The organism is Galenea microaerophila (assembly GCF_054657255.1).
This window is the reverse complement of the sequence record NZ_BAAHWZ010000002.1, coordinates 415841-441111: the sequence shown is the minus strand read 5'-3', so window position 1 is coordinate 441111 and position 25271 is coordinate 415841. Positions and strand designations below refer to the sequence as shown.

Below are 25271 nucleotides of genomic sequence, written 5' to 3'. Positions count from 1 at the left end.
CACCTCTGAGATGAAATGTCATTTACCCTCTCAAGGGACCTTCACAATTTCCATTCGATTGGTTCCACCCATCACACCACGGGCTTGGCCACGGGTCAAAATGACCAAGTCATCAGATTCTACCATGCCCAACTTCTTCAAGCCCTCTAGCACTTCAAACTCAATCTCTTCATCCGTCAGACCACTATAATCAAAGGTATTGGGATAAACACCCCGGTAAAGTGTGACTTTACGACGGGTTTCCAAATGGGGCGTTAAAGCAAAAATCGGAATCCCTGAACTGATACGCGACATTAATAGCGGTGTATTACCGGATTCAGTTAAGGAGGCGATACATTTGACATCAAAGTGATTGGCAGCATACATAGCCGCCATAGCAATGGTTTCATCAACCGCATTAAAGCGCTCATCCATCCGATGCGTAGATTCGCGCACTTCACGCGCTTTTTCCGCCTCTAAAGCGATATTCGACATCGTTTCAATCACACGACTCGGTGAGTGGCCAACAGCCGTTTCTCCGGAAAGCATCACCGCATCGGTCCCATCAATCACCGCATTCGCCACGTCAAATACTTCAGCACGGGTTGGAATCGCATTTTCAATCATGCTCTCCATCATTTGTGTGGCTGTAATGGTCACGCGGTTTAATTGACGCGCGCGTTTAATCATTTTTTTCTGTAAAGCGGGCAGACGGGCATCTCCGACTTCCACACCCAAGTCTCCACGCGCAATCATAATGACATCAGAGGCTAAAATAATGCCATCAAGCGTCAAATCATCATTGACCGCTTCCGCACGTTCAATTTTTGACACAATCGAAGCTTCTAAACCTGCCTCTATAGCCAAACTACGACACAACTCGACGTCGTCTGCTGAACGCGGAAAAGAGAGCGCTAGATAATCAGCGCCGATTTTGGCTGCCGTAAAGATATCCTGCTTATCCTTTTCAGTTAGGGCATCTGCGGAAAGCCCACCCCCTAATAAATTAATCCCTTTATTATTGGAAAGCTTGCCACCGACCACCACTACGGTCTCTATACGCTGTCCATGAACTTCTGTCACCTCTAACACTAGACGCCCGTCATCCAATAATAGACGATCGCCCGGTTTCACATCTTCTGGAAGCTTTTCGTAAGTGATCCCGACTTCTTTATTATTCCCTTCATTAATCGGTACATTCACATCCAGTGCAAATTTATCACCTGGATGTAAATCAACAACGCCTTCAGCAAAGCGACCAATTCGAATTTTTGGCCCCTGTAAATCGACCAAAATACCAATTTCACGATCATATTTCTTTGCCGCTTCGCGGACTTGTTTGGCTCGATTAAGATGCTCTTCTGGATCGCCATGCGACATATTGATGCGCACCACATCCAGGCCAGCCTGAATCATTTTATCAATTTCACCTTCACGGTCTGTCGCCGGCCCTAGGGTGGCGACAATTTTGGTTCTTCTCATGGTTTTCATAAATCTGTGTTACCTTTTCCATTCATTTTTGAAAGAAAGATGACTCGGTAAAGCAACTTAATTGATTTACCGAGACATCCTCTTACTTTCAATGAGACCTTTGCATGAGTGGGATGCGAGCTAAAAATGAGAAAAAATTTTCCATATCTAGGCGGGAAACGCAGGTAATAGCCAGCTATTGCCAAGTTTTCCAACAACGATTTGGGAAATTTTAGCCATTTTTAGCCGTAGATCCATCTCGTGCAAAGGTCTCTCAATATTATTAGCTGATTGCGCAGGCATTTTACCCTGCACAATCAAGCCATTAATGAAGCTTTAATGACAGCCTCCATTAAAGCTTCAATCAGATTTTATTCAGCTGCGCGTTTTTCCAACATCTCCACTGCAGGCAGTTTTTTGCCTTCCAAGAACTCAAGGAAAGCGCCCCCACCTGTAGAGATATAAGAAACTTTATCTTCAATACCATACTTATCAATCGCTGCTAAGGTATCTCCGCCCCCCGCAATTGAGAATGCGGGAGACTCGGCAATGGCCATTGAGATCGCTTTGGTACCTTCACCAAATTGATCAAATTCAAACACACCCACCGGACCATTCCACACGACAGTGCCCGCTTTTTTAATGATTTCGGCGAGCTCTGCTGCAGACTCAGGCCCAATATCAAAAATCATATCATCATCAGCGACTTGATCTACCGGTTTGATTTCCGCTTTGGCTTCAGGTGAAAACTCTTTACCTGTCACGACATCTTTCGCTAAAGGAATTGCTGCGCCACGCGCTTCCATGATCTCATTCAATTTTTTACAAGTCGGGATTAAATCTTCTTCATACAAAGATTTACCCACATTGTAACCAGCAGCAGCAATAAAGGTATTGGCAATACCACCCCCTACGACCAACTGATCGACTTTTTCAGAAAGCGCTTCTAACACGGTCAATTTCGTTGAAACTTTAGAACCCCCTACAATCGCAACCATGGGGCGTGCAGGATTATCCAGTGCTTTACCCAATGCTTCTAACTCTGCAGCCAAAAGTGGACCTGCACAGGCAATCGGGGCAAATAGGCCAACGCCATGCGTTGAAGCTTGTGCACGGTGCGCTGTTCCAAATGCATCCATCACATAGACATCACACAAAGCCGCATATTTTTTGGCCAAAGCTTCATCGTCTTTTTTCTCACCGACATTAAAGCGAACATTTTCTAAAAGCACCACTTCGCCTTCAGCAACTTCAAAGTTGCCATCCAGATAGTCTTTGATTAAACGGACTTCTTCACCGAGTTTTTCTGACAAGTCTGCTGCAACCGGCGCCAAAGAGAACTGCTCATCATATTCACCTTCCGTCGGGCGTCCTAAATGAGACATCAACATCACTTTTGCGCCCGCATCTTTTGCCATTTTAATGGTATTCATCGAAGCACGAATACGGGCATCAGAAGCGACTTTACCGTCTTTAATCGGCACATTTAAATCTTCACGGATCAGCACGCGTTTGCCGGCTAATTGACCTTCTTTAGCTAAAGTTTCCATTTTTAGGATAGACATCAGAGTACCTCTTAAGTTAATAAAATTCTATTTATGAACATACTGTTCACAATACATTCATAAATAGTCAATAGAAAAAACCTCATGTGGCGAACCACATGAGGCTTACAATGAAAGACTATTGTCCTACATGCTCTACAAGACGCATCATATTGCAGGTATAACCATACTCATTGTCATACCAAGCAACAATTTTGACGAAAGTTGGATCTAAGGCGATACCCGCTTTTGCATCAAAAATCGATGGATGTGAATCACCACGGAAATCTGTAGAAACATTCGGTTCTTCAGTATAACCCAGTACACCTGCCAATTCGCCTTCAGAAGCGGCTTTCATCGCTGCACAGATATCCTCATAAGTGGTTTCTTTTTCCAACTCAACAGTCAGATCAACCACTGAAACATCAGAAGTTGGGACACGGAAAGCCATCCCTGTCAACTTACCATTTAAGTCAGGCAATACTTTACCGACCGCTTTTGCAGCACCCGTAGAAGATGGGATGATATTTTCTAGAATCCCGCGACCACCACGCCAGTCTTTCATAGAAGGACCGTCAACGGTTTTTTGAGTCGCTGTTGCCGCATGAACGGTTGTCATCAAGCCGCGCTTAATACCAAAGTTATCGTTCAACACTTTCGCAACAGGGGCTAGACCATTTGTTGTACATGAAGCGGCAGAAACGATTTTTTGACCAGCATAAGTTTCATGGTTCACACCATAAACAAACATTGGTGTGTGGTCTTTAGAAGGTGCAGATTGTACAACTTTCTTCGCACCTGCATCCAAGTGCGCTTGGCAACTCTCTTCAGTCAAGAAGAAACCGGTACACTCAAGGACGACATCCACATCCACTTCACCCCATTTTAAGTCAGCTGGGTTACGCTCTGCAGTGATGCGAATGGTTTTGCCATTCACCACCAAGTTACCATTTTCAACAGAGACATCACCATCGAAACGGCCATGAACTGAATCATATTTCAGCATATAGGCTAAATACTCTGGATCCAACAAGTCATTGATGGCAACAATTTCAAGGTTAGAAAACTCTTTCGCTGCTGCGCGGAAAGCCATACGGCCAATACGACCGAATCCATTAATACCAACTCTAATAGTCATTATTTACTCCTAATCATTGAGCGCCTGAAAACAGACGCTCCGTTAATAATAAAACTGTTTTTAGCCTAAAAGTTTCTCAGCGTGGGCGACCACATTGTCCACGGTGAAACCAAACTCTTTAAAGAGAACATCACCAGGCGCTGACTCACCAAAGGTATCGATGCCGACCACATCGCCTTCCAAGCCAACATACTTACGCCAGAAGTCAGTCACACCCGCTTCAATCGCAAGACGTTTCACACCTGGAATCAAGACCGCATCTTTATAGGCTTGATCTTGGTCATCAAACATATCTGTAGATGGCATGGAGACCAAACGCACTTTATGTCCTTTTTCTGTCAACACATCAAATGCATCTGAAGCCAAGCCCACTTCTGAACCGGTGGCAATCATAATCAACTCAGGCGTACCTTCACAGTCACGCAAGACATAGCCCCCTTTCTCAATCAACTTGACCTGCTCAGGCGTTCTTTCCATTGGTTTCAAGCCTTGGCGAGAGAAGACCAATGCAGTTGGCGCCTTATCACGCAAGATGGCAATTTTCCAAGAGACTGCAGACTCGGTGGCATCACAACCACGCCAAGTTTGGAAGTTTGGAATCAGACGCATGGTCGCAATCTGTTCAACAGGTTGATGCGTTGGACCATCTTCACCCAAACCAATGGAGTCATGGGTGTATACATAGATGGTGCCAATTTTCATCAATGCTGACATACGCAAGGCGTTACGCATATATTCCATAAACATGAGGAAAGTCCCGCCATAGACTTTAAAGCCGCCATGCAGCACCATCCCATTCATCATATGCGCCATACCAAACTCACGCACACCCCATGAAATGTAGTTACCATCTGGGTGAGACTTGGTCACTTTAACCGAACCAGACCAGTTTGTTAGGTTGGAACCGGTCAAATCCGCTGATCCACCAAATAGCTCAGGAAGCAATGGTCCCAAGGCTTCAATCGCATTTTGAGACGCCTTACGTGAAGCGATGGCTGGCATCTCTTCTTGAGTTTTTGCAATAAACTTATCAAACTCTGCTTCAAAGTTCGCTGGCAATTCACCTGCCATACGACGCTCAAATTCTGCCGCCAACTCAGGATATTCAGCCTTGTAAGCTTCAAAGCGAGCATTCCACTCATCTTCAGCCGCTTTGCCTGCTTCACGATGATCCCAGCCTTTATAAATCTCTTCTGGAATTTCAAAAGGCGCATACTTCCAACCTAAGTTCTCACGCGTCGCAGCAATTTCCTCTTCCCCTAAAGGGGCACCGTGACAATCATGGGTACCACATAGATTAGGTGAACCAAAACCGATGGTCGTTTTAGTACAAATCAGGGTGGGTTTATCCACAACCGATTTCGCCTCTTTAATCGCCGCATCAACTGCTTCAGCATTATGACCATCAACATTGCGAATGACATGCCAACCATAGGATTCAAAACGACCTGCAGGATCTTGCTCCATCCAGTCATCAATATGACCATCAATAGAGATATTGTTATCATCCCAGAAGGCGATCAGTTTACCCAGACCCATCACACCGGCAACCGCACCGGCTTCATGAGAGATCCCTTCCATCAAACAGCCATCACCCATGAAAACATAAGTATGATGGTCAACAATATTGTGACCAGGCTTATTAAAGGTTGCCGCTAAAACTCGCTCGGCGATCGCCATCCCTACTGCATTGGCAATCCCTTGACCTAGAGGCCCGGTTGTCGTTTCAATTCCGGGTGCATAGCCATATTCAGGGTGACCCGCACATTTTGAATGTAACTGACGGAAGCTCTTAAGATCCTCCATGCTCACGTCAAAGCCTGTCAGATGCAATAACGAATAAAGCAACATAGAACCATGACCATTAGACAACACAAAACGGTCACGATCTACCCAATTTGGATTGGTCGGATTATATTTCATGTGGTCATTCCACAAGACTTCAGCTATATCCGCCATCCCCATGGGGGCGCCTGGATGACCTGATTTGGCCTTTTGTACTGCATCCATACTTAAAGCACGAATAGCATTCGCGAGTTCTCTACGAGTAGGCATTGATTACTTCCTCAATTTAATAAAAATTCGGCGTACTGACTCCTTTCTTCAAACACAATCGTGCAAAACGACGCATTCAAAGAAAAGCGTTCAATAACATTATGGTTATTCCATTTTCCCTTAATTTTGCTCATTCATCAAGTTTTCTTATCAAAAAGCTGCTTTCGCTCGTTCATAAAATGACAACAACACTGGGATCACCAGCAGGATCAATAAAGTGGAAAACATCAGTCCAAAGGCGATGGCAGCGGCCATTGGAATTAGGAACTGAGCTTGCAAAGAGGTTTCAAACAGCAAGGGTGTTAAACCTGCAATGGTGGTTAAGGAGGTGAGTAGCACCGCTCGCACCCTTTGTACAGACGCTTCTTCCAAAGCTTCCATTACACCCATCCCCTCTTCTCGTAACCGTTTATAAAAGCTGACCAAAATAATCGAGTCATTCACCACAATTCCCGATAAGCCAAAAAAGCCAAACAACGACAAGAGGGTTAAGTCGAGTCCCATCCACCAATGCCCCATAATCGCACCAATCAAACCAAACGGTATCGCCGCCATCACAATCAACGGCCAGCCATAAGAGGCAAACACCCAAGCCAAGACAATATAGATCAGTGACAAGCCCACAACCAGTCCAATCAACATATCGTGAAAGGTCTCTTTTTGGCGTTTTGAGGTGCCTTCAAAGCTGTATTTTATACCGTATTTTTCTGCCAACTGAGGCAAGGTGGTTTGCGCAAGCGTTTGCAAAATACGCTGCGCATTATTCACGTTGCGATCCACATCTGCATTGACCGTCACTGACAAGTGGCCATTATAATGGCGCACCACATCAAAACCGCGCTGGGTTTGCCAAGTGACAATGCTCGCCAAAGGCACTTGCTGACCATTAGGCGCGGTGACCCGTACTTTTTGCAAATTAGCTAAGTGCGCTTGTTCACTCTGTGGCAGACTGACGCGCACCTCTATTTCATCTTCCCCTTCGGTATAAATCTGTATTAAACCACTGCTAAAACGCTGCGCCAGTTGCTGACCCAAACTTTGATAGGTAAAACCTAAAGAACGGCCCGCCGGCGTAAGATGATAAATAAGTTGATCGCGCCCATAAGGCAGATCATCATGGATACTGCTCACACCAGGGATATCCTGTAACACTTGCTGCAAATCAATGGCGGCTTGCTTGAGCTGTTGGGGCGCCGCCCCTGTCAATTGAACATCAATATCACTCCCTGGAGGCCCCGCTTTACTCTCGACAATGGTTAAGCTTTCCAAGCCTGCCGCTGATGGAATATTTTGATACCAACGCTGAATAAAAGCGGCATTACGCGTCTTGCGGTGATCCGGCTCGACCAGTTCCACCTTTACCCCTCCATGCACTGCGCCGGTTGCTTCAGCGCCTTTATGAAATTGAACCACGGCCACCTTAACCATCCCGGGTTCCAGCTCTTGCTCAGTTTTACGCAGCGCTTGATAAACTGTCTGGGTAAACTGCTCGACTTTTTCTGCTGGCGTCCCAGAAACAAATTGAATATAGGCACTCACTTTGGTGGATTCAGGGGAAGGGAAAAAGACAAACGCCAAACGCCCGCCTGCTAATAAACCAATCGAAAAAATCATCAACCCCAAAGTGGTCGCCAGCACCACAGCTCGATTTTGCAGGCTCCAGCGCACCACTTGACGGAAATAACCAAAACGGAAACGGTCAATAGCGGCCTCTAATTTGGCGCGAAAACTCGTCGGTTTCGGAGGCGTCACTCGGGCCAGCGCCCCTTTTAAATGCCCAGGCAACACGAGAAAACTCTCTAGCAATGACGCAAAAATCACCGCAATCACCACCAGCGGAATGGCAAAAAGAATATTCCCCATCTCCCCACCAATCATCATCAGCGGAAAAAAAGCGGCCACCGTGGTTAAGGATGAAGCCGTGACGGGGGCTAACATACGATGCGCTCCCCCTTCTGCCGCCTGCAAAGGAGGCTCGCCCATCTCATGATGCGCCAGCGCATCCTCACCGACAACAATGGCATCATCTACAATAATCCCCAGCGCCATAATCAACCCAAACATGCTGACCATATTAATGCTACCGCCAGCCAAGTAGAGAATCATTAAAGTCATCATAAATGAGACCGGAATCCCTACGGCGACCCAAAACGCCACTCGGCCATTAAGGAAAATATAGAGAATCAACACCACCAGCAGCAAACCGCCGACACCATTGTTGACCAACAGCATAATCCGCTGTTTGACCAAAGACCAGGTTTCATCATACACCTTCAACTTAATTGAAGGGGGAAGCGTTGGGCGCACATCCTTCAGCCACGCATCCATAATTTGCGACGCTTTAAGCGTATCACCATTTTCCGCACGTTGCAGCTGCATTTCAATCGCTGGATGACCCTCCACCTGTATAATCGGTGCATTTTTAACCGACCGTAATTGCGCATCACCAATCTCCTCTAAAGGAAGAGACAGTTTATCGTTCTGCACCACCGGCATTTTGGCAAAATCTAACGCGCTGCGCCCTTGGGTCACGGCGCGCAAATCCCGCACACTGTCCTCATCTCCTACCGTGCCAGATGGCAGATCCACACTGTTTTGCGCAACCTGCGTTTTCACTTTATCGGGCGTAAGCTGAAACGCTTGCAGATTCTCTTCTGGAATCTCGATCGCCATCTCCTGTTTAGGCAATCCATTAAACTGAATACGATCAACCCCACGGTCCAACAGCTGCTGCTCAAATTGCCGCACCCAATGCCGTAGAGTTTTTAAGTCTCCATCTTCCGCAATGACCAGCAGTTTCGCCACCGGCTCATAGCGTGTCAACCGTTCGACGACAGGCTTAAGTGCGTCACTCGGCAAATTACGTAACTCCGCCACTTTCTGCCGAATCTGATCAACCGCCTGGACCATATCGGTGTCCGGCTTAAACTTCAACATCACCAAAGAGGACCCCAAAGAGGAGGTTGACGTCATCTCATCCACATTGTCCACCGTCTTCAGGGCTCTCTCGATGGGCGTCGTAATCGATCGCTCCACATCCTCTGCATTCGCCCCTGGCCAACTCACCCGCACAGACGCATAGTCCAATTGAAAATTAGGGAAAAACTGCACATTGAGTTTGAGTAAGGCAACAACCCCAGCCAGAATCATAATGAGCATCACAAGGTTATAGGCCACCTTATGACGTGCAAACAACCCAATAATGCCGTGTGAATGAAATTTTTTTACCGATTGCTCTGCCATGGGTTATGCTCCCGTCTTTGAAACAGCTTGGTCAACCGGTTTGACTTTCAAGCCTTCAATCGCATTCGGAAGATGGGTGACCATAACCTGCACCCCCGCCCCTTTTACAAGCTGCAACGGCTTAAGCAGGGCCCATTTTTGCCTCTGCCCTGCCACAGAGACAGGCACATCGCCCAACAGCTGCACCTTTAACTTTTTCAAACGGCCATTTTCCAATAAATAGACATGGTCCATCCCATACAGTGCGGTATAGGGCACCGCAAAACTATTTTGCTCTGCAGGCAAGCTTAAATCAAAGTGCCACAAAGCCCCTGGTAGTAGGGCAGGACTGGGGATTTTGGCATTTTCTGAAAATTTTTCCGGCTTTTGGGTGAATTGCTCAGCGCGATCCGCCACCATGGGCTTAAAAAAGGCCTCTATGGTACCTGTTTGCGCTTGCGCAGCAAAGCGAACCAAACTCAGCGCCACTGGACCTGTTGCCGAAAGCGTTTGCGCAACCATTGGCATCCCCGCCTGCCATTGTGAATAGAGACGATCAAATAGCGTCATCGGCATTTCAGAACGAATTTCCAGTTGCTGCGGCTCATAATAAGAGAGTAAGGGGGTATTTGTATTAACATGATCGCCTTGTGCAACTTGTACTTGCGCAACACGCACCTTTGCCGGGGCGACCACATAAGCACGCTCTGCATTGAGCTTGGCTTGTGCCAGCGCGACTTCAGCTGCCTGCACTTGCGCGTGTAACTGCTGCAATCTCGCCTGCTGCTGCGATACGGCTAGCTGCGCTTGCGTTACCGCCTGCTGTTGCCGTACCACCGCTTCTTTGGCCAAGTCTAAAGCGGATTGAGAGGCTAAATGTTTTTTAATCAACTGTTGCGTACGATGAACGGCTGTCTTTTTCAATTGCAAAATCGCTTGCGCTTGCGCGAGCTGCGCCCGATTAGCTTCGGTTGCCAGCTGCTGCATCTGCCATTCGGCCTTCGCTTGCGCCAGTTGTGCTTGCGCTTTCTGCACTGGCAGCATTCGATCCGCCTTGCTTAAGGCCACCAGCAGCTGCCCCTTTTCCACAGTCTGCCCTTCACGCACCGGTAATTGCGCCACCACACCGCTCATTGGCGCAACCACCTTCACCAGTTGTGGGGCTTCCACCTTTCCATAAAGAGGCGCTACCGGATGCCAAGTTTTTAAATGAAGAGGTTGCACCTCTACTGGCCACACCTTCTCCTTAACGGCTACAGGTGGCTGATGCGGTTTGGTGGCCTTTAAATACGCAAAAAAACCAACCGCTGCCAGCAAAATACCGCCAGCCAGTAGATAAGATTTTATTTTGGAACCCTTAAACATAGTGTCACCCTTTAATTCTTTTTAACTCTGATAAATACGTTTGTAATCTCTGTCGTCGCACTTGATGCACCTGTTCGCCAATGGCTTTACCCTGAAAGCCCTGTTGCAGAATGGACTGAATATCCACAGACTCTGATACGGCCAAGGCTTGCTGCCAAAATGTTTTTTGTGGATAAGGGCTATTTTCAAAGCCTTTGCGTCCTAGATGGTCTGCATAACAGCAAGTTAGGAGTTGCTGAAAAGATTCTGGGTGCTTAAAAGCATGGGTCTGCTCTAAAACGCACAAAATCGCGTCTACATCCCCTGCTTTCGCATAGTCCAATCCCCGGTGAATCTCACCATGCCAGCGCGTCACCAATTTAGCAAAGGCCGTTTCTGCTTTTGGAACCCGATAACGATGACACAACCGCTCAACAATGGGCACGCCCAGCTGTTCATGCTGCGGATGACTGGGCCAGTGTGTAGGATCCGTCACACATTTGCCCACATCGTGCATCAAGCAGGCAAAACGTATCGAGATCTCTTTGGAAAGCGGGACAGCTGCTTGCAACACCATCATTGTATGAGTGCCCGCATCCCCTTCCGGATGCGATTTAGGCGACTGCGGAATAGAATACAGACAGTCAATTTCTGGAAACAGGATTTTTAAAGCGCCAATCTCTCTTAAGGTTTCAAAAAAAACTGCTGGCCGTTCAGTGTTCAAAGCTTTGACAACCTCTTGCCACACGCGCTCCGGCGTTAAGGCTTGCAACTCTCCAGAATCGGCCATCTGCTGCATTAACGCTTGCGTCTCCGGCGCAAGTTTAAAGCCAAAAGGCGCCAACTTAGCCGCAAAGCGTGCCACCCGCAGGACACGAAGCGGGTCTTCGGCAAAGGCGGGGGAAACATGACGTAACAGACGTTTGGCTAAATCTTTTTGCCCACCATAAGGGTCAATAATGGCGCCCGTTTCTGGGTCTTGTGCCATGGCATTAATGGTGAGATCTCGTCGTAAGAGATCCGCTTCCAAAGAGACCGATGGATCAGCAAATACTTCAAATCCATGATAGCCCTGCCCTTGCTTGCGCTCTGTGCGCGCAAGGGCATACTCTTCTTTGGTGTCAGGGTGAAGAAAAACTGGGAAATCTTTGCCCACCTGGACAAACCCCTGCGCCACCATCTGCTCTGGGGTAGCGCCCACCACGACCCAGTCACGGTCGTAATTAGGCGCTCCCAACAAGGCATCACGAACCGCGCCTCCCACCAAATATGTTTTGCTCATTAAAAGAGACTCACTAAGGGACTTCTACCGGATTTTCAATATCCAAAATAGCCAACTCTTGCGGATCTCTCCCCGCTTCACGACGTAAAAAGTTATAGCGCGCACGCAAATGATTAGGCACCACATAGGTAGAGAGCGCATGCTCTAAACAGGCGGGTTCAAAACCAAATTGGCTCTGAAAATCTTGATCGGTCACCATATCTTGATTCAACATCATCAGTTGCGCTTCAGAGCTAGAACGAATCGGGGCCAAACGTCCCATCTTCGCCATCAATTTAGCGTTCATTGAACACATTGGGAACACCATGGCATCCTCTTTCCCCATCAACTCTGCCACAGTTTTTGCCAAATCCACCAAAGTCAGGCGCTCCTCACCCGCTGCTTCAAACCGTTTGCCGGCCGCAGCAAAATTAGGCACTAGGTTAACAAATGCTCGCGCAAAATCTTTTATCCACAAAGGCTGCACTAGGGTTTTGCCATGAGGCACAGGTAAGAATGGCAGCAGCTTCAATTGTTGCTGATAGCGACTGGTGACGCCATCCTGCTCCCCGATTAACAAGCCGGCGCGCATAATCGTGGATGGCGCATTTTCCAAAGTTTGCATCATCGCCTCTAGCTCTCCAAGCGCTTGTCGCCAAGCATCTTCCGTCTGACTTGCATCGGCGCCTAAATAAGAGAGGGTGAGTACTCTTTTCACCTCACTTTGCTGAATCGCTTTACGAAGGCTGCGATTCACTGCCGCCAACGCTTCCAATGTAATCGCTTCTGTGCCACTTGACAGGTCAGCTGATAAATTAATAACAATATCCGCCCCTGCTAATTGGCGCGCTAACGAAATTGCATCCGTTAATGGACTGCATTGCCCAATCTGAGTATTTTTAAACAATAATAAATCACGGTAGCGTTCTGGTCGACGTACTAAAACTTTACAATGATAGCCCGCTTTAGAAAGCGCATAGAGAATGGCACGCCCTACAAATCCTGTGCCGCCAATCATCACCACTTGTTTGCCTAAAATCACAATCCTTTCCTTTCTATTGATCAAGTTCCTTAAGCTTAAAGATTTCCACCTTTTAGTCAAGTGCAAAAGCCCTTGAAACCTGACAATTTTGTTACAATGATGTCAAACCTAAATAAGGACAGTATGATGAGCGAACCGATACAAGTTTCTGCCTATAAAACCAAAAAAACGGAAGAGTTGTTTCTTTTTGTCCCCACAGACAAAGGCGTTGAGAGTCTATCTGATGAGCTATTGGTGATGTTTGGCGAACCGATTCACGTCATTGACTTTGAACTCACACCCGATCGAAAAATGGGGCGCGAAGAGGCCGCCAAAGTGTATGAAAGCATCCAGAAAAAGGGCTATTTTATGCAAATGCCCCCTTCAGAAAAAGAGAAGTGGAGTGACATTACCCCGCCACCGGAGCACTTGGATAATATTTTATAAGGTCGCCGAGTCCTATTTACTTGCCCACCCCTCGCTGTTGTTCAATAACGGAATGAGCCGACTGCCTTTCATCAAGCAGGTAAGCATGATTAAATTGGTCGCTGATGTTTTAAAAACCACACAACTTACTCAACTATTTACAAATTCATTATTGTTGATAAAATAAATACGCCTTCTAACTAACCAAAAGGGATACATTATGGCTTTTACACTACCTCCTCTACCTTATGACTATGACGCTTTGGAAGTATCCATTGATGCTCGCACTATGGAACTTCACTACACCAAACACCACCAAACTTACCTCAATAACCTGAATAATGCGATTGCAGATACCCCTTTAGAAGACAAAAGCATTGAAGAGTTGTTGGCAGCCGCTGGAGAAGTGCCTGCAGTCGTGCGCAATAATGGTGGCGGACACTGGAACCACTCTTTCTTCTGGGAAATTATGACCCCTGACAGCATGGGACGCCCTGAAGGCGCTTTAGCAGATGACATTAATCAGACCTTTGGCTCTTTCGAAGATTTCAAAAACCAATTCAACACTGCTGGAGCAACACGCTTTGGTTCAGGTTGGGCTTGGTTGATTGTTAATAATGAAGGCAACCTTGAAGTCTGCTCTACACCTAACCAAGACAACCCATTGATGGATGTCGCCGAAGTAAAAGGGACACCTATTTTAGGATTGGATGTATGGGAACATGCCTACTACCTACGCTATCAAAATCGCCGCCCTGATTATATGCAAGCGTGGTGGGATGTCGTTAACTGGAACAAAGTCAACGAACTGTATCAAAACGCTAAAGCCTAAAGCTTAAGGTTTTTATCATGACCTTTTATCCCCAGCCCTGCTGGGGATTTTTATATTGAACCTTTGCAAACCTATGCACGAACGCAAAAGGAGACAAAAATGGTGAGCTTAATAACACCTATCTGTGATTTCGACGCTCCTGCGATTGATTTTGAATTACCCGGTGTCGACGGCCAAATGTGGACACTTGAAAAAGCCAAAGGTGAAAATGGCTTATTAGTCATGTTTATCTGCAATCACTGTCCTTATGTCAAAGCGATACAGACCCGATTGGTAGAAGATGCGCGAAAACTTCGCGATGAATATGGGGTGCACAGCATTGCCATCATGTCAAATGACCCGAATGAATATGAAGAAGACAATTTTGACAATATGAAAAAGGTGGCTGAAAAATTTGACTATCCTTTCCCCTATGTTTTAGATGAAACCCAAGCTGTTGCCAAAGCCTATGGCGCCGTTTGCACACCTGACTTTTTTGGCTACAACAAAGCGTTAAAGCTCCAATATCGCGGCCGCTTCGATGCCTCACGTAAAGAGACCGCGCCCGAAGGCACCCAACGTGATCTACTAAATGCGATGATACAAATTGCCCAAACCGGTAAAGGCCCCCAAGAGCAAATTCCCAGCATCGGCTGCTCTATTAAATGGAAAACTGCTCTGGCCTAATATTTCCACACACTTTCGTTAGATAAAAAAACATCTAACAGCAGAACAGATGCAAGAAATGAAACAAAATTCGCAGCAGATGCAGTAGTGGCACAGACCCTAGAACAATTTACCCCCTTTCTACTTTAAGATTCGGTAAAATAGGGACTTTCTCAATTTTCGAAGACCCAACATCATGAGCAATGCCCAGCTAATTTTTATTGATAAACGCAACCAACCCATTAAAGAATACCTTGTCGCTGTCGCAGCATCGGATGGACTCGACATTAAAGGCATACAGGTCATTGCTTCTCCTGCAAAAGGCGAGAAAGCACTCACCACGGCCACTTTGAAAATTCCGCCTTTAGAAGAGTTAGATTTTAATCCTCAAAAAATCACGGAGACCATCCTCAACCAACTCATGATAGAGGGTGAACCGCACACTGTAGAGCAAATGATCGACAAATCGGTCGAAGAGGCCAAAAAACGTCATGGAGATAAAGCCGATGAAAACAAAATTCGCGCTGCGCTGAAACGCTCGGTAAAAAAACTCAAAGAAAAAGTTCACAGCTTAGTCGAAGAGTTCACAAAATCCGAAGTGCTCAATTTAATTCGTGAACGCCGTAACGACGCCTTATTCAAACTCAAAGAAAAAGACCAAGAGCTCAAAGGCAAAAAAGTGGTCTGCATTGATATTGAAGCGACCGATGTCTCCACAAAAGATTCTGCAGATATTATTCAGATCTCTATATGCGATCTTGAGGGCAATGAAGTCTACAACCAACTGATCAATCCAGGCTATGACATCCCTGAAAATGAGAAGCACAACATCACCACTGAAATGGTCAAAGACGCACCGATGCTGGCTCAAGCGTGGGAGGAGGTGCACCAAATTTTAAAAGACGCCGATGTAGTCTTAGCCTATAGCACAGAAAGTGACTTTGCCTATTTAGAAAAGAGCGCCAATAAAAAAATTCTCGATTTTGAACTGGATTACAACACTTGGTTAGATGTGGCGGAACCGGCTAAAGACCTTGTGGGCGCCCTGCGTTGGCAGAGTGAAAAAATGTACTGGTTCTACAAAACGCCCAAATTGACCGATGCCTATGAGAAAATCCTTGGCAAACCTTTCCCCGGCGATGCTCATGATGCCCTGGCAGATGCGCGCGCAACGGCAGAATTGATGAAGGCAATGCTGGAAAAAGGACGTAAATCCCAAGTGAGCATTAAAAAGCCCGAACCGGTCAAAGAAGACATTAGCAATAACCCCTTTGCCCTCGCCTTCGCCCAAGCCAAACGCAAAAAGAAATCTTCATAAGCGACTGAATATGACAAACGACCAGCCTACTTTTAAAAACTTAGAAAAAGCCTCAAAGGGAGAGGCTTTTGATTGGAACGCGCTTAAGCATAAACTGAAGTTCGATGACAACGGCTTAATACCTGCCATTGCCCAGCAGTATGACAGTAAAGAGGTCCTAATGATGGCCTGGATGAACCTCCAAGCACTCGAAGAGACTTTACAAACTGGACGCGTCTGCTACTGGTCTCGCTCTCGCCAAAACTATTGGCGTAAAGGAGAAGCTTCCGGTCAGATTCAACAGCTAAAAGGGTTACGCATCGATTGTGATGGCGATGCCCTCTTATTGTTAGTCGACCAAACCGGCCCCGCCTGCCATACTGGGCGCCAAAGCTGCTTTTATACCGCTGTAAAAGACGATCAAGCCGAAATATTAACCGATCCATTGATCGACCCTGAAACACTCTATGGCAAAAAGACGACTTAACCTGACGTTTACCTATTTTTCAGACCTAGATTCAGAAACCTTTATCTCGCTCTAGCACTTACATCCCACCCGTGCCAAACTTCTCATTAAAACGCTTTTGAAGCGCTTGAGCGACAATAGGGGGGACAAACTCTGACACATCCCCATTCAATCGCGCAACCTCTTTCACCAAACTTGAAGAGATAAAGGCATACTGCTCGGCTGGCGTCATAAACATGGTTTCAATCTCAGGCGCCAGCTTACGGTTCATAGAAGCCAACTGAAATTCATATTCAAAGTCCGACACTGCACGCAACCCTCTTAACAGCACATTACCTTGAATTTGATGCACAAATTCCACCAGTAAGCCATCAAATGCCATCACCTCCACATGAGGGAGATGGGCGGTGACCTGTTGCACCAATTGGACACGGCTGTCCAAATCAAACAGTGACTGTTTATTGCGATTATTGGCCACAGCAATGACCAAACGATCATAAAACCGGACTGCCCGCTCCACTAAATCCAGATGCCCATTGGTAATTGGGTCAAAAGTGCCTGGGTATACCGCCGTAATAGACATAACTTTTCCTAATTTAATTTCTATTCTTGTTGACGAAACAAGCCGTATTTTACCTGAGCGGTGGTCTTCTCACGCACACATTTCCACCCTTCAGGCATTTGCGGCCAAGGTAATGACTTTTCTTGTTCTAAATAGAGCCATCCAGAAGGCCGGAGCAACTGCTGTTGAAAAATACCATCGATAGTCGGCTGCATCAAACCTTTATTAAAAGGTGGGTCGAGAAAAATGCCATCAAATGTCGTACTCATTGTAGAAAGCTGCTGCAATGCGTCTACCAACAAAACTTGTGCATTGTTAACCTCAAGAAGCTGCAGATTTTGCTTCAATTGTTGTGCAGCTTGTGGATTCAATTCCATAAAGGTCACCGACTGCGCACCACGAGACAGAGCCTCCAACCCTAAAGCGCCTGAGCCCGCAAAAGCATCTAAGCATTTGGCGCCTGCGATCTCAAACTGCAACCAATTAAACAGGGTTTCACGTACCCGATCTGCTGAAGGTCTCAACCCTTCTGCAGATAAAACCGGTAATTTTCGGCCTCGGAACGCCCCGCCAATAATACGCACCTCTCCAATTTGTCCGCTCTTGAGACGACGCTTAGCATGCTTGTTAAATGGTTGTTTAAATGACATTTTCCACCTTTTTCATATATAATAAATTTTTATAATGTTAATGACAAAAAAGTGTTAATTGAACCATGATCCAATATGAATCCTGTTACTCGGCAGAAAATAACCAACTGCTCATCCAACAGCAAACACTAATTAAAAGCATTTTACCGCAAGTGGTGGAAGGTTTTTATCAAGCCTTGCTAAACAATCCAGAAACCCAAAAATTTCTAGATGAAGACATTGTGCGTAATCGTCTATATCACGCACAAAAAAAGTGGCTCATCAATGTATTACAGCCTCATACGGAAGCTGATAAAGAAGCTTTCCTTGCGGAGCAATTCAAAATTGGTGAAATTCATGCCCGTATAGAACTGCCGCTCTCATTAATGGAAGAGGCGACTTGGTTCTATAAAAAACTCTTTTTTCAAGCGCTTATTCAACAACCGCTTAGAGACGGCTCTGTCTCCTCTGACAAATTATTAGCACGCTCAAAACTGTTTTTAATTATTGCAGAAATTATCGAATTTAGTACTTCACAGATCAATAACGCCTATCAAAAACAAGAAACACGACTGACTCAAGAAAAGCAAACGCTTGCCCTGACCTATTCAGATGGCGAATTTGCCCATGAACTGATTCTGATCAAAAGTGAAATCACTGAGTGGTTGCTGGAAACCATTCTTCAGCTTCAAGAAGGAAAACCACCTAAATCTGAAGATTTTAGCAACACCGATTTTTATTTATGGATCACGCATCGATTACCCCTGATTGAAGAAACCCACCCACAGTGCCAAAAAATTTATCAGCTGACTGAAAAATTGTCTAACTTTATCCAGAGCAATCAAGCACAAGCTTGCGATCACTTTATTGAGACGATTCATCAACTCAAAAATCAAACCAAAGAACTCACCTATGCACTCCAAGAGCTATCAGATGATCTCCGTAAGGAAAACAGCAACCGAGATCCTTTAACCCGCTTATTCAATCGTCGACTTCTGGAAGCGGCCCTAGCTAAAGAGCATCATTTAGCGCGTACGAAACATGCCTCTTATGCCATACTGATGGCTGACATTGATCATTTTAAAAAGTTTAATGACACCTATGGCCATGAAGCGGGTGATGTCGTTTTAAAAGAGGTGGCACAACGTCTTCAAGCGCAAATTCGAGTCACCGATTTGGCTTTCCGATTTGGTGGAGAAGAGTTTTTAGTCTTGCTTCCTGCGACAGAAGAGGTCAGTCCTCAAACCTTAGTCGCCATAGGGGAGAAGATTCGTCGGGCAGTTAAAGCTACCCCAATTAACCTGCATAATCAAAGGCTAACTGTCACGATCTCTGTTGGCATTGCACAATATGACCATCATCCTGACTATATACATACATTACAAGAAGCCGATGCCGCACTCTACCAAGCGAAAAAACGTGGGCGTGATTGTGTCGTCCTTTACCATCAAGACCAAAAGTAAAGTCGCATAAGCCTTTCACTTCACCTGTGCATAAGATATACATAAGATATATTTATGCACAAGCTGCTCTCTTAGGTTAAAGCGTTTTTTTAAAACTAAAGGCACCACGAATATCACCGACACGATAACCTGTCGCTTGATCATTTGGGTAGAGTTCATGCACTTTTTTCGCTACCGCAGGCGCCAACTTCTCACCATGACAAGCCAAACACACGCCACCCGTAGGAATGGCTTTCATATAGCGAAAAACTGGACGGCCGTTTTCCATCACCTTGGCACCATACTCTAGTGTTTTTACATTCTTACCAGCGGCCTTAGCTTGCTCAAACTGCTGTAAAACCTTCTGCTCAAAAGCATCTGGTGCATCATTCGGATTACGGGGTTTTAAACTGACCCGTTTCACTTGCCAACCGGATTGATGAGCCACATTCTCGGCAATTTTCGGGGCTTTCAGATGACACACATCCAGCGCATGCACTGGACCACCGGATTTCATCGCCTTAACCAGTTCGGGTTTTAGCTGCCCAAGAAACTGCTTCGCCAGTTGCCGTCCCTCTTTTGTTAAAGAGGTTAAATCTTCCGCTATCGAGGGCATAGAGACTGCTAAAAATGCAGCTGCTGCGCCTGATAAAAACCATTTTTTCATCTTAAACTCCTTTTAATAGATACCTTGTCGAGCATTTAAGAAAGTTTGTTCACTGATTTGCGTCCATTGACTGATGGCGTGTTTAAAGGCTTTTTGGGATGCCCAAACTTTCGCCGCAAACTTATCTTTTGCCGTAGCCTCTGCCAACACTTCATCACTCAATTGACGCAAAGTTTCAAGCACCTCTTTAGGGAAGGTTTTTAATTGTACCCCATGTTTTTCCACCAATGTTTTTAATGCGGCTGGATTGCGGGCATTATACTCAGCCAACATCTGTTGATTCGCAATGCGCATTGCATGACGCACAATGGACTGTAAATCTTCTGGCAATGCATTAAACGCCTTCTCATTAATCATACACTCTATGGTTGATCCGGGCTCATGCCACCCTGGCGCATAATAATATTTAGCTGCTTTATAAAACCCAAAGGCAAGATCATTATAGGGGCCCACCCACTCAGTCGCATCAATAGCGCCCGATTGCAGCGATTGAAAAATTTCCCCACCAGGTAAGGTGACCGGAATCCCGCCCGCCTTTTTCAAAACATCCCCACCAAAACCGGGGATACGCATTTTAAGCCCTTTAAGATCCGCCACCGAGCGAATCTCTTTATTAAACCAGCCGCCCATTTGAGTGCCGGTATTACCTGCTGGATTGGGAATTAATCCAAAAGGCTTATAAGCCTCTTCCCAAAGCTGTAACCCACCCCCATTATAGAGCCAAGCATTCATCTCATCGGCCGTTAAACCAAAAGGAACGGAAGAGAAGAAAGGCGCTGCAGGGATTTTACCTTTCCAATAGTAAGCACCTGCATGTCCCAATTGCGCATTGCCTTGAGAGACCGCATCAAACACTTCAAAAGCGCCTACCAATTCGCCAGCACCATACACTTTCACCCGAATTCGGCCGCCTGACATCTCTTCAATTAAACGCGCCACCTGATTGGCCCCTGTTCCCAAGCCGGGAAAGTTTTTAGGCCAAGTGGTCACCATTTTCCAGTGATAGGTTTTTGCCGGTTGCGCGGTGACCGCAGCGCTGTTTTCTTCGCTTTTTTGACCACAGGCAGATAAGGTTGTAGCGGCTGTTGCACCCGCAATCGCCCCCAATAGCTCCCTTCTTTTCATCACAGACTCCTTTAGATTCATTTATAATTTTGCATTTTAACACTCAAGCCTCGATTAAGTAATCGGCTTAATTTAAATTTGAATAGAAAATCATGAATATAGAACAATTAATCGTGCAACTGCAACAAGCTCCCATGCACTTTCAGCAAGTGATGGCTGTGATTGATGACACCTATGACTTTACTCCTACCGCCTTCCAAAATGGCGCACTCAATAACGCTGCGGGCGAAAATAATGGCTCCTGTAAACTTTTTGCCTTTGCTAAACGCCACCATTTGGACAAACAGAGTACTTTGAATGGATTTGGTGAATTTTATCTGGAAGTTTTGAGTCATCCAGAAGGAAAAAGTCATGCCAATATCCGCAATTTTATCAAAACAGGCTGGGCAGGCCTTCACTTCGAAGGCGACCCCTTAAAGGAAAAATCATGAAAAGGCAATATCCAGAATTGGCAGAGCTATCAACTGAATCCGCAGACACTTTGGTCAAAATTCAGCTGGTTTTTCAACAAGATTTAGACGCACTTAAACCGCTTTTAAATACAGATCTCTCTCACATCAGCCATTTCGCCAGTCCAACCGGAGACATCCAAATCGAGCGTATTGAACGGCTCAAAGAGCGCCGCTATATTTTGCATTATCAAATGGGCTGGCAAATCAATTATAGCTGTGCGGATCAAACGGCAAGCGGACAAATAAAGGAAAAATTACACTTTATTTTAGAGCCGGATGGCACCGTCATCTTTAAGCCTCTCAAACTGGAAGCTTAAAAGAGACCTTTAAAACCCGACTTCAACCCCAATATGTAAACTCGAATCTAAATTATGTGTACCATGCTTTGAAAACTTCGCTTCCAAATTACGATAGCCAATAAAAGCATTCACTTTCGGTAACACTCTCAATTCACCACGGATGCGTGCATCTGTCGCATTTTCCGCTTTTCCACCCGTAATAATCTGAGGGGAGTATAACCATTCTGCCGAAATCGCCATGGGCATAGCTGTCGGGAACCAATAACGCCCCGCCAGCCCGAGCATTAAGCCATAACCATCATCATCATTTTTATCTCTGTTCAAATAGAAAGCTTTTGCTTTTACGCCAAAGTCCAAGTTATCACTGGACACCCACCCTTTGCGATTCACTTGCAAATGGACGCCAACAAACTTATCCCCTGGGCTGTTATAAAAATAATTGGCGCCTAATCGGGTCACATCCGTTGCCGTCTCTTTTAACGAAAACACGCCCAAGTCTGCTGATTTATCAGAGAGGCTAATAGTGCCTCCTACGTACCCAGCCGCCCAAGCCGTACTGGTGGCAGCCAAACTCAATACACAACTATTCAACCACAGCTTCAATCTCATTTTTAAACTCCTTGTAGACTTGTAGAAATGCAAAGTGCATTATAAATACCCTTCAGGCAATTCTATCATGAATTTTGCCGCTTTCGCCATTGACGAATGGCAAATCGTGCCGGATGGGTCGCTTTCCGGGTGCGTTCGCTTAAAAGGCTTGGCAAACCCTGCAACTGCTGAACACACTCTTCTGCTGCCAAAAAGACGGACATTAACCCTCTAGGCCCATGTCCATTTGAAACCAATAAGCCGGGCTGATACTGGAGCGCAGAATATTGATGCGGCATTTTACTGGCATTTTGCTGTAAAAACGCCTCATCCATCTGTCGCCAATCAGGCACCCGTCCCAAAATGGGCAGATGATCAGGTGTTGTCGGTCGAAAGCTCACTCGACCTTGAAGCCTATGACAGGGCGCCACCTTTATATCCGGCAATGCTTGTTGCAACTGCGCCAAATTTTCCTGATCAGCGTCTGTTCGGGGAATAGTAGATAAATCTGGCGCTTCAAAAGTAGCGCCTGTGACCAACTCATTAGGTTTAAACACCGAATACCCTTGATGGGTCACCACGCGTTCACTGTCCACTAAAGGCGATTGCACACAGGAATTGGCTACAGTGGTGACTTGCCCTTTCACCGGTCGAATTGGCAACCCCAATTTTTGATTGAGTGACGCATTTAAGGCACCTGTCGCAATGGCCAAAACCGAGGCATAAAAATCCCCTCGAGCGGTTTGCACTTGCCAAGTCCGAATTTTCTCCTGAAACTCCCAGTCCTGCACGGCTATGCCCGTTTGCACCTGAATATTTGGATGATGTAAACAGGTCGCCACCACAGTTTTCGGCGCCACCCAGCCGCCTTGTGGGAAAAATAGACCAAAATAAGAGGTCTCCACCCCCCATTGCTGCTGTATGGTTTGTGGAGACCACCCTTGCGCAAAATCTGCTGGCAAGCTCACCCTTTCCAGCGCTTGCTGTAGGCGCTCAACCATCTTCGGCGAAATAGCCAGCTGTAACAGCCCTTTAAAAGCGCCTTCCACCTGTCCCGTCTCGATCCAAGGCTTTAACCAGCGAAGGGTGGCTTCAAACCCCTGCAAATAAAACTCACTGCGCAAATTCCAATCTGCTGTTACTAAAGGGTGAATGGCGCCCGCCGCATTGCCAGAAGCTTGCGCGGCAATGGTCGCTTCGGCTTCTAACACCGTCACTTCATAACCCGCTTCCGCCAATGCATAAGCCAAGGTCGCCCCAGCCAATCCAGCGCCTACCACTATGGCCGACTGCGCCTTCACTTCAAAAGAGGAGGCCGGCGCAAACCAAGGCGCTTTATCCCGAGTAGAAGCGTTCTGCTGCTCCTTAGGCCAATAACCAAAACAGAGCTCACGCTTTTTGCCAAACCCCTTATCTTTTTGTACCTCAAAACCTGCTGTTTGCAACCCTCGTCGCACCAAACCCGCAGCGGTAAAAGTAGCAAAGGTTGTCCCCGCACGACTCAACCTCGCCATCTGTTGAAACAGCGCCGGCTGCCACATCTCAGGATTTTTTGCCGGTGCAAAACCATCCAAATACCAGGCATCGACTTCCAGCCCAGCCGGCAGTTGTGGCAACATCTGCTGCACATCCCCAAACCATAAATTGAGTTGCACTCGGCTATTGAATAGCCGCAAAGTATGGCGTCTGGGCAATAAAAGCGGATAATCAGCCAACAGTTCAGAAGCTAAAGTGGAAAATTGTGGCCACTGTTGGTAGAGCTGCGTTAACACCTCTAATGGAATGGGATGCTTTTCAATGGCGTGATACGCTAAAACGGCCTCTTGAGGTGCGGTTTTCAGCCAGTGGTGCACCGTGACCAAAAAGTTTAAGCCACTGCCAAATCCCGTCTCCACAATACAGAACTGTTTGCTCTGTTCAAACCGTTGCGGCAGTTGATTGTGCTGTAAAAACACATACTCGGTTTCCGCTACCCCATCTTGAGTATTGAAATAAATGTCTTCAAAAGTTTCCGCATAGGGCACGCCTTCCGACAAACGAACCTTGGCAGGAACAATCCCAATAAAATCGGCCTGCTTCATAAAACGTTATTCCTTACCCCCTCTGCGGTCAACTGAAAGTGGTCATTGCTCACCCTTTGACTCTGTTGTGAATCATGGGTCACCCATAAGGCGCAGCGAGATGTATTTTCCTGTTGAATATACGCATGGATCAACGCCTCAACCTGTCGACTGCTCTGCTCATCTAAATTGGCGGTCACTTCATCCAATAGCAACACCTTCGGCTGTAATAGCAACCCTCGAATCAACGCCAACCGCTGTTTTTCCCCGCTAGAGAGCTGCCAGATCGGCTGTTGCAGAATCGAAGCCGACAAACCTAAACAGGCTAAACCGCCCTTTAAGCGCTGAGCAAACTCAAGGCTCAAATCGTCCAACTCCTGGCAGGACTGGGAATTCTGGCTTTTTTTCACCTTTTTTGAGGGTTTGTCTGAACACTCTGTTGAAGGAGTGGGGAGCCATTTCGCCAATTCATCAAAATGAGCTTGCACCGTATCATGCCACCAAGCGGTTTCTGCACCAAACCACATCACTTGTCGCCGCCACTGTGGTGCCGGCAGACTGGATTGCGCTTGATGCTGCAGCCAAACCTCTCCCTGATGCGGCTCCAAGTCTGCCAAAGCGCGCAGCAATACAGATTTTCCCACCCCTGAAGCGCCCATCAGGGTTATGATTTGACCGGCGGCGACCTCAAAACTCACTTCCGCTAAATAGGGAGGACAACTGACCTTTTCGACCTTAAACAATTTA

Annotated in this window: 23 protein-coding genes; 8 read left to right on the top strand and 15 right to left on the bottom strand. The window is 46.4% G+C overall.

Annotated elements, in window-relative coordinates; genetic code table 11:
- Nucleotides 1-30: 30 nt before the first annotated feature.
- The 8 genes from pyk to ACYQ05_RS07405 all read right to left on the bottom strand — a co-directional run bounded on the left by pyk (nt 31) and on the right by ACYQ05_RS07405 (nt 13055).
- Nucleotides 31-1470 carry a pyruvate kinase gene (gene pyk, locus ACYQ05_RS07440; RefSeq protein WP_459819800.1) on the bottom strand — a complete coding sequence of 480 codons (1440 nt, stop codon included), beginning with the start codon at nt 1468-1470 and terminating at the stop codon, nt 31-33.
- A 350-nt stretch (nt 1471-1820) separates the two neighbouring features.
- Complete coding sequence (locus ACYQ05_RS07435; protein ID WP_459819798.1) at nt 1821-3014, bottom strand: phosphoglycerate kinase; 1194 nt, start codon at nt 3012-3014, stop codon at nt 1821-1823.
- A gap of 118 nt (nt 3015-3132) precedes the next feature.
- A complete protein-coding gene (gene gap / locus ACYQ05_RS07430) occupies nt 3133-4131 on the bottom strand; it encodes a type I glyceraldehyde-3-phosphate dehydrogenase (RefSeq protein WP_459819796.1) in 999 nt (332 codons plus the stop codon).
- Between the two features lie 60 nt (nt 4132-4191).
- Nucleotides 4192-6186: a transketolase gene (gene tkt, locus ACYQ05_RS07425; RefSeq protein ID WP_459819794.1), complete on the bottom strand. Its 1995-nt coding sequence runs from the start codon at nt 6184-6186 to the stop codon at nt 4192-4194.
- Nucleotides 6187-6336: 150 nt separating this feature from the next.
- Nucleotides 6337-9429: an efflux RND transporter permease subunit gene (locus ACYQ05_RS07420; protein ID WP_459819792.1), complete on the bottom strand. Its 3093-nt coding sequence runs from the start codon at nt 9427-9429 to the stop codon at nt 6337-6339.
- A gap of 3 nt (nt 9430-9432) precedes the next feature.
- The gene (locus tag ACYQ05_RS07415) at nt 9433-10773 is read right to left on the bottom strand and encodes an efflux RND transporter periplasmic adaptor subunit (protein WP_459819790.1); all 1341 of its coding nucleotides are present in this window, start codon (nt 10771-10773) and stop codon (nt 9433-9435) included.
- A 4-nt stretch (nt 10774-10777) separates the two neighbouring features.
- Nucleotides 10778-12034 carry a multifunctional CCA addition/repair protein gene (locus tag ACYQ05_RS07410; protein ID WP_459819788.1) on the bottom strand — a complete coding sequence of 419 codons (1257 nt, stop codon included), beginning with the start codon at nt 12032-12034 and terminating at the stop codon, nt 10778-10780.
- A 13-nt stretch (nt 12035-12047) separates the two neighbouring features.
- Nucleotides 12048-13055, bottom strand: a complete 1008-nt coding sequence (locus ACYQ05_RS07405; RefSeq protein ID WP_459819786.1) for an NAD(P)H-binding protein — start codon at nt 13053-13055, stop codon at nt 12048-12050.
- A gap of 126 nt (nt 13056-13181) precedes the next feature.
- Between ACYQ05_RS07405 and ACYQ05_RS07400 the strand changes: the two genes are divergently transcribed.
- From ACYQ05_RS07400 to hisI, 5 genes are all read left to right on the top strand, one after another.
- Nucleotides 13182-13481 carry a YcgL domain-containing protein gene (locus ACYQ05_RS07400; RefSeq protein ID WP_459819784.1) on the top strand — a complete coding sequence of 100 codons (300 nt, stop codon included), beginning with the start codon at nt 13182-13184 and terminating at the stop codon, nt 13479-13481.
- A 199-nt stretch (nt 13482-13680) separates the two neighbouring features.
- On the top strand, nt 13681-14292 hold the full coding sequence (locus ACYQ05_RS07395; RefSeq protein WP_459819782.1) for a superoxide dismutase: 612 nt from the start codon (nt 13681-13683) through the stop codon (nt 14290-14292).
- A 99-nt stretch (nt 14293-14391) separates the two neighbouring features.
- Nucleotides 14392-14958 (top strand): thioredoxin family protein, encoded by a 567-nt coding sequence (locus tag ACYQ05_RS07390; protein WP_459819781.1) that lies wholly within the window; start codon nt 14392-14394, stop codon nt 14956-14958.
- Between the two features lie 175 nt (nt 14959-15133).
- Nucleotides 15134-16255, top strand: coding sequence for a 3'-5' exonuclease (locus ACYQ05_RS07385; RefSeq protein WP_459819779.1), 1122 nt, complete (start codon nt 15134-15136; stop codon nt 16253-16255).
- A 10-nt stretch (nt 16256-16265) separates the two neighbouring features.
- Nucleotides 16266-16721: a phosphoribosyl-AMP cyclohydrolase gene (gene hisI, locus ACYQ05_RS07380; protein WP_459819777.1), complete on the top strand. Its 456-nt coding sequence runs from the start codon at nt 16266-16268 to the stop codon at nt 16719-16721.
- A gap of 58 nt (nt 16722-16779) precedes the next feature.
- Here hisI and coaD read toward each other — a convergent pair whose 3' ends face one another.
- Together coaD and rsmD are read right to left on the bottom strand one after the other, a co-directional pair.
- Nucleotides 16780-17283 carry a pantetheine-phosphate adenylyltransferase gene (gene coaD, locus ACYQ05_RS07375; protein ID WP_459819775.1) on the bottom strand — a complete coding sequence of 168 codons (504 nt, stop codon included), beginning with the start codon at nt 17281-17283 and terminating at the stop codon, nt 16780-16782.
- Nucleotides 17284-17303: 20 nt separating this feature from the next.
- Nucleotides 17304-17912: a 16S rRNA (guanine(966)-N(2))-methyltransferase RsmD gene (rsmD, locus tag ACYQ05_RS07370; RefSeq protein WP_459819773.1), complete on the bottom strand. Its 609-nt coding sequence runs from the start codon at nt 17910-17912 to the stop codon at nt 17304-17306.
- Between the two features lie 65 nt (nt 17913-17977).
- On the opposite strand from rsmD, the gene ACYQ05_RS07365 reads away from it, so the two are divergent.
- Nucleotides 17978-19354, top strand: a complete 1377-nt coding sequence (locus ACYQ05_RS07365) for a GGDEF domain-containing protein (protein ID WP_459819771.1) — start codon at nt 17978-17980, stop codon at nt 19352-19354.
- Nucleotides 19355-19430: 76 nt separating this feature from the next.
- Here ACYQ05_RS07365 and ACYQ05_RS07360 read toward each other — a convergent pair whose 3' ends face one another.
- Complete coding sequence (locus tag ACYQ05_RS07360; protein ID WP_459819769.1) at nt 19431-20000, bottom strand: Tll0287-like domain-containing protein; 570 nt, start codon at nt 19998-20000, stop codon at nt 19431-19433.
- A 12-nt stretch (nt 20001-20012) separates the two neighbouring features.
- A complete protein-coding gene (locus ACYQ05_RS07355; RefSeq protein ID WP_459819768.1) occupies nt 20013-21125 on the bottom strand; it encodes a TRAP transporter substrate-binding protein in 1113 nt (370 codons plus the stop codon).
- Between the two features lie 92 nt (nt 21126-21217).
- On the opposite strand from ACYQ05_RS07355, the gene ACYQ05_RS07350 reads away from it, so the two are divergent.
- The gene (locus tag ACYQ05_RS07350) at nt 21218-21556 is read left to right on the top strand and encodes a HopJ type III effector protein (protein WP_459819766.1); all 339 of its coding nucleotides are present in this window, start codon (nt 21218-21220) and stop codon (nt 21554-21556) included.
- Complete coding sequence (locus tag ACYQ05_RS07345; RefSeq protein WP_459819764.1) at nt 21553-21894, top strand: hypothetical protein; 342 nt, start codon at nt 21553-21555, stop codon at nt 21892-21894. The genes ACYQ05_RS07350 and ACYQ05_RS07345 overlap by 4 nt, the downstream gene beginning before the upstream one ends.
- Nucleotides 21895-21903: 9 nt before the next feature.
- Here the strand turns inward: ACYQ05_RS07345 and ACYQ05_RS07340 are convergent, their stop codons facing one another.
- From ACYQ05_RS07340 to ACYQ05_RS07330, 3 genes are all read right to left on the bottom strand, one after another.
- Nucleotides 21904-22485, bottom strand: a complete 582-nt coding sequence (locus ACYQ05_RS07340) for a YfaZ family outer membrane protein (protein WP_459819762.1) — start codon at nt 22483-22485, stop codon at nt 21904-21906.
- Between the two features lie 65 nt (nt 22486-22550).
- The gene (gene mnmC / locus ACYQ05_RS07335) at nt 22551-24545 is read right to left on the bottom strand and encodes a bifunctional tRNA (5-methylaminomethyl-2-thiouridine)(34)-methyltransferase MnmC2/FAD-dependent 5-carboxymethylaminomethyl-2-thiouridine(34) oxidoreductase MnmC1 (RefSeq protein WP_459819760.1); all 1995 of its coding nucleotides are present in this window, start codon (nt 24543-24545) and stop codon (nt 22551-22553) included.
- Nucleotides 24542-25267 carry an ABC transporter ATP-binding protein gene (locus tag ACYQ05_RS07330; protein WP_459819758.1) on the bottom strand — a complete coding sequence of 242 codons (726 nt, stop codon included), beginning with the start codon at nt 25265-25267 and terminating at the stop codon, nt 24542-24544. Before ACYQ05_RS07330 ends, mnmC begins: the two co-directional genes overlap by 4 nt.
- Nucleotides 25268-25271 lie beyond the last annotated feature (4 nt).

What these genes read in the sequence shown, in the direction of transcription:
- pyk (WP_459819800.1), bottom strand. Translation starts at nt 1,470, where the DNA reads ATGAAAACCATGAGAAGAACCAAAATTGTCGCCACCCTAGGGCCGGCG.
- ACYQ05_RS07435 (WP_459819798.1), bottom strand. Translation starts at nt 3,014, where the DNA reads ATGTCTATCCTAAAAATGGAAACTTTAGCTAAAGAAGGTCAATTAGCC.
- gap (WP_459819796.1), bottom strand. Translation starts at nt 4,131, where the DNA reads ATGACTATTAGAGTTGGTATTAATGGATTCGGTCGTATTGGCCGTATG.
- tkt (WP_459819794.1), bottom strand. Translation starts at nt 6,186, where the DNA reads ATGCCTACTCGTAGAGAACTCGCGAATGCTATTCGTGCTTTAAGTATG.
- ACYQ05_RS07420 (WP_459819792.1), bottom strand. Translation starts at nt 9,429, where the DNA reads ATGGCAGAGCAATCGGTAAAAAAATTTCATTCACACGGCATTATTGGG.
- ACYQ05_RS07415 (WP_459819790.1), bottom strand. Translation starts at nt 10,773, where the DNA reads ATGTTTAAGGGTTCCAAAATAAAATCTTATCTACTGGCTGGCGGTATT.
- ACYQ05_RS07410 (WP_459819788.1), bottom strand. Translation starts at nt 12,034, where the DNA reads ATGAGCAAAACATATTTGGTGGGAGGCGCGGTTCGTGATGCCTTGTTG.
- ACYQ05_RS07400 (WP_459819784.1), top strand. Translation starts at nt 13,182, where the DNA reads ATGAGCGAACCGATACAAGTTTCTGCCTATAAAACCAAAAAAACGGAA.
- ACYQ05_RS07395 (WP_459819782.1), top strand. Translation starts at nt 13,681, where the DNA reads ATGGCTTTTACACTACCTCCTCTACCTTATGACTATGACGCTTTGGAA.
- ACYQ05_RS07390 (WP_459819781.1), top strand. Translation starts at nt 14,392, where the DNA reads ATGGTGAGCTTAATAACACCTATCTGTGATTTCGACGCTCCTGCGATT.
- ACYQ05_RS07385 (WP_459819779.1), top strand. Translation starts at nt 15,134, where the DNA reads ATGAGCAATGCCCAGCTAATTTTTATTGATAAACGCAACCAACCCATT.
- hisI (WP_459819777.1), top strand. Translation starts at nt 16,266, where the DNA reads ATGACAAACGACCAGCCTACTTTTAAAAACTTAGAAAAAGCCTCAAAG.
- coaD (WP_459819775.1), bottom strand. Translation starts at nt 17,283, where the DNA reads ATGTCTATTACGGCGGTATACCCAGGCACTTTTGACCCAATTACCAAT.
- rsmD (WP_459819773.1), bottom strand. Translation starts at nt 17,912, where the DNA reads ATGTCATTTAAACAACCATTTAACAAGCATGCTAAGCGTCGTCTCAAG.
- ACYQ05_RS07365 (WP_459819771.1), top strand. Translation starts at nt 17,978, where the DNA reads ATGATCCAATATGAATCCTGTTACTCGGCAGAAAATAACCAACTGCTC.
- ACYQ05_RS07360 (WP_459819769.1), bottom strand. Translation starts at nt 20,000, where the DNA reads ATGAAAAAATGGTTTTTATCAGGCGCAGCAGCTGCATTTTTAGCAGTC.
- ACYQ05_RS07355 (WP_459819768.1), bottom strand. Translation starts at nt 21,125, where the DNA reads ATGAAAAGAAGGGAGCTATTGGGGGCGATTGCGGGTGCAACAGCCGCT.
- ACYQ05_RS07350 (WP_459819766.1), top strand. Translation starts at nt 21,218, where the DNA reads ATGAATATAGAACAATTAATCGTGCAACTGCAACAAGCTCCCATGCAC.
- ACYQ05_RS07345 (WP_459819764.1), top strand. Translation starts at nt 21,553, where the DNA reads ATGAAAAGGCAATATCCAGAATTGGCAGAGCTATCAACTGAATCCGCA.
- ACYQ05_RS07340 (WP_459819762.1), bottom strand. Translation starts at nt 22,485, where the DNA reads ATGAGATTGAAGCTGTGGTTGAATAGTTGTGTATTGAGTTTGGCTGCC.
- mnmC (WP_459819760.1), bottom strand. Translation starts at nt 24,545, where the DNA reads ATGAAGCAGGCCGATTTTATTGGGATTGTTCCTGCCAAGGTTCGTTTG.